Below are 3,807 nucleotides of genomic sequence, written 5' to 3'. Positions count from 1 at the left end.
GCTCCAACACTCAGCACCGAGCAACAACAAGCTTTTACTGGTGAAACTGTCTACCGCTATAAACAGCAAAATAACCAAGCCGCACTACAAGTCCTGACACCGATTATGATGAGTGACGACCATAACGGAGTTAATTGCTTGACTTGCCACGTCACAAGCAAAAATGGAGAAGTTGCTGCCGTCATTGACGTATCATTTTCGTTAACTCATGCCAATACCATGATTCACCGAGCACTAATCAATCAAGCCAGTTTACTCTTTGCGGTGTTCTTTGTTGGCATGTTAATGTTGGCACTGATATTTCGTGGGGCGGTAGCCAAACGTTTATCAATACTTCGCAAACAGCTTAACCAAGCGGCCGACAATGCCGATCTACGCATCGACTTTAGCGACCCCTATAACGATGAAATCAGCGCTCTTTATCGCTCACTCAACTCTCTAATCAGCGGTTTTAAATCCCGTTTAAGCCAACTCACCCAAAGCAGCAGTGATTTATACAATACCGCCGAACGAGTAAAAGATGTAGCGTCATCAACCGAACACTCGGTAACTCAATTAAAATCGGGCACCGCATCGGTAGCCACCACTATGCTGCAAATCGAAGCCTCTTCCAATGAGGTGAAGAAGAATGCCCAATTTACCACCGAGCGAACCCAAAATGCCGATAAGCAGGTGAAAGCCGGTGCAGACAAAGCCCAGCAAACGCTCAATTACATGCAAGCTCTGGTTAATATTATTGACCAAGCCAATACCAACCTTATGGAGTTAGGTGAGCGCAGTGAAAAAGTAAACGTTATGGTGGAAAGCATTTCGGCAATTGCCGAGCAAACTAACTTGTTAGCCTTAAATGCCGCCATTGAAGCGGCTCGCGCGGGTGAACAAGGCCGAGGTTTTGCCGTTGTGGCTGATGAAGTGCGCTCTTTAGCTACCCGCACCCATCAATCTACCGACGAAATTAAAGCGATTAACGAACAACTCAATCAACAAAAAGACCGCATGATTGACACCATGAAACAAGCCGGAGAGGCGGTACATCAATCATCCAGTAACATTGATGAACTTTGGTCTATTCTGCAACAAATAGCGCAACAAAGTGAGGAAATCACCGAGCTCAATTCGCAAATGGCACTGGCTTCAGAACAGCAAAATGAAGCGGTGGTGGAAGTGAATGCACATATCACCAATATTCAAAGCATTGCCGAAACCACCGCACGAGATGCCAGTGAAGACAACATCATTAGCGAACGAGTGGTGGCCTTAGCCACAGAGCTTAAAAACATGGTCAATAGCTACAAGCTCTAGCAACCGCTATAGTGGAACGGTGCTTACGCCTCAAGCTTGTTGGTACTGGCTAAGATAACGTTGATAAAATGCGTCTTTGGTCATAGGTTTAGATACAATATAACCTTGCACATAATCACATGCCGCGTTGACGACTTGCTGCCACTGCTGCTCTGTTTCCACCCCCTCCGCCACCACTTTAAGGCCTAAGTGGTGTGCCATGGTAACAATTGCTCTCACTAAAGCGACGCTGTCTTCATCTTCACTTAGAGGCTGAATAAACGAGCGGTCAATTTTCAACAGGTTAATATCCAACTGCTGTAAGTAAGCTAAAGAAGAATAGCCCACACCAAAATCATCAATCGCCACGTCCATGCCTCGGTGTTGTAAGCGCGAGAGCTGGTGTTTAATTGAGTCATCGGTAGTCATCAACACATTCTCGGTAATTTCGATAATAATGCTGTGTGCGGGGATCTCGTACAAGGCTAAGGCATGGATCCAATCGTCGATCCACTTTCCGCCGTCGTTAAACTGGGAAGGTGAAGTATTAACGCTGATTTGAATATTAGCGCAGCCCTGTTGGTACCATTGCGACACCGTTTCCACGGTTTGCAGCATAATCCATTGGCTTAACTCGCGGATTAAACCGGCTTCTTCGATCACATGAATAAATTCGCCCGGCGATACGACTCCGCGCTCGGGATGATTCCAGCGGATCAGGGCTTCGGCTTTGTGCACCGGCATAGGTTCACTATCTGAATTTAATGCAACAATCGGTTGAAAATATAACTCGAACTGCTGCTCAGCCAAGGCCACTCGCAACTCTTCCAATAAACGGCGTTTATGCTGAGCTTCTTCTTGCATATCTGCACAGAAGAACTGGTAACAATTACGCCCGCGTGCTTTAGATACATACATGGCCTGATCGGCGTGTTTCACCAACTCATCTACGGTTTGCCCGTTAGCGGGGTAAAACGCCATACCAATACTACCACTCACATATGCGGTCTCTTGTTTAATAGTGAAACGTTTAGTGAGCGCCTGTAATACCGTATCGGCAATGGTGGCTAAGCGCTGTTGTTCACTCACCCCTTCGATAACAATAGTGAACTCATCACCGCCCAAGCGAGCCACAACGTCTTGATCACGCACACAACGGGTGATTCGCTGCCCCGCCTGATTTAACAAAATATCGCCGTAGTCATGTCCTAGCGTATCGTTAACTTCTTTAAAACCGTCGAGGTCAATAAATATCAAACCAAAATGATTGCCACTGGCCACCAAACCTTGCAGCTTTTCATAAAAAAAGTGGCGATTAGGCAAACCGGTTAAACCATCGGTATAAGCATATTGCAGCAGTTTCTTGTTAGCCGCTTCCAGTTCCTGAGTTCGCAAGCTGACCTGCTTCTCAAGCATGCTATCGCGCTGTTCAATAGTTTCGAGCATGCCATTGAAATAACCTGTTAAATTAGCCACTTCATCATCGCTAGACTGCTGTGCGCGCAAACTATAATCATTGGTGCGACTGACTCGCTCCGCCACCTTAGACAAATGCATTAGCGGCCGCAAGAAGCCCTGTTTTAAAAACAACGATAGAAACAAACTCAGGCCGAAGGTGAGTAACAGCAATACCGCCAAAAACTGCACATAAAAACCCACTCGCTTATCAATGTAGCTATCGTTGGCCCATATCGTAAGATCGCCGTAAACCTGCTCATCCATAACCAAAAGACTAGACACTTCAATCAAACTATCGGGCCCTTGCTGCAACTGTTCTTGATAAAGTTCGCTGGTTACATTCACTAACTGCTGCTGGGTGTTCGCAATGCTAGCTCTTAATACATCCTCCCTCGATAACAACGACGACAGCATCTCTTGCATGGTGTCTTGGTCATTAAATAACAGCGCCGCGGTTAAGTTAGGCGCCAGTGTATCGGCTATATTTTGCAGCGCGCGCGTTTGCTCGCGTTTAGCACTAACAAACTCATAAGCGCTTAATACGCCAGTGACCACTGCAGTTGAAAAAATCGCCATGCTCATCAAAATAAACAGCAGTTTTTTACTCAAGGTATTCATACCGAAAAAGGAACTCATGGCTGTTCCTCTTTAACTATTCGACTCAATCTAAGTACCTTAGAACTCATCACAATATTGGCCTTGTTTAACGCATCAGGAGAAATGGCAAACCGCACTTTTCCTCCAAGCAAAAAGAAACGAATGTGCCCACCTTGGTGGATGAACTCTTCATCCTCACCTACCAACATAGTATTTGTTAGTAAGGACTTATCCACGTTTAGCCACTGTTGATAAAAGCCAGATGAAATAAACAATAAATTACACTGATTAATTTCTAGCGAGTTCAAGTCCACTAAACTCACTCGAATAGGAAGGTTATGTACCGTATGCTCGTGCAATACCCAAGCGGCCTTATCCACAAACTCCATGTCAGGACTGCATAACTTAAAATACCCTAGCGGAGTGGCTGGCGCCAACCATTCACTATAACGCGCAAAGTTAAACAAGAAA

3 protein-coding genes are annotated in these 3,807 nt (G+C 45.6%); 1 reads left to right on the top strand and 2 read right to left on the bottom strand.

Annotated elements, in window-relative coordinates:
* Window positions 1-1,302 (top strand): methyl-accepting chemotaxis protein (locus tag ACQY6Q_RS18655; RefSeq protein WP_427983753.1); only part of this gene is annotated, 1,302 nt, incomplete at its 5' end.
* A 30-nt stretch (window positions 1,303-1,332) separates the two neighbouring features.
* On the opposite strand, the gene ACQY6Q_RS18650 is transcribed toward ACQY6Q_RS18655, so the two are convergent.
* Window positions 1,333-3,375 carry a putative bifunctional diguanylate cyclase/phosphodiesterase gene (locus ACQY6Q_RS18650; protein WP_427983752.1) on the bottom strand — a complete coding sequence of 681 codons (2,043 nt, stop codon included), beginning with the start codon at window positions 3,373-3,375 and terminating at the stop codon, window positions 1,333-1,335.
* The coding region (locus tag ACQY6Q_RS18645) for a YfiR family protein (protein WP_427983751.1) at window positions 3,372-3,807 on the bottom strand (436 nt) is incomplete at its 5' end. The genes ACQY6Q_RS18645 and ACQY6Q_RS18650, both read right to left, overlap by 4 nt.

Source organism: Agarivorans sp., from assembly GCF_050295395.1.
GTDB lineage: Bacteria > Pseudomonadota > Gammaproteobacteria > Enterobacterales > Celerinatantimonadaceae > Agarivorans.
This window is presented reverse-complemented; position numbering and strand designations above follow the sequence as displayed.

Bases quoted from the DNA above. Each gene is read 5' to 3' on its own strand.
- ACQY6Q_RS18650 (WP_427983752.1), bottom strand. From the start codon at position 3,375: ATGAGTTCCTTTTTCGGTATGAATACCTTGAGTAAAAAACTGCTGTTT.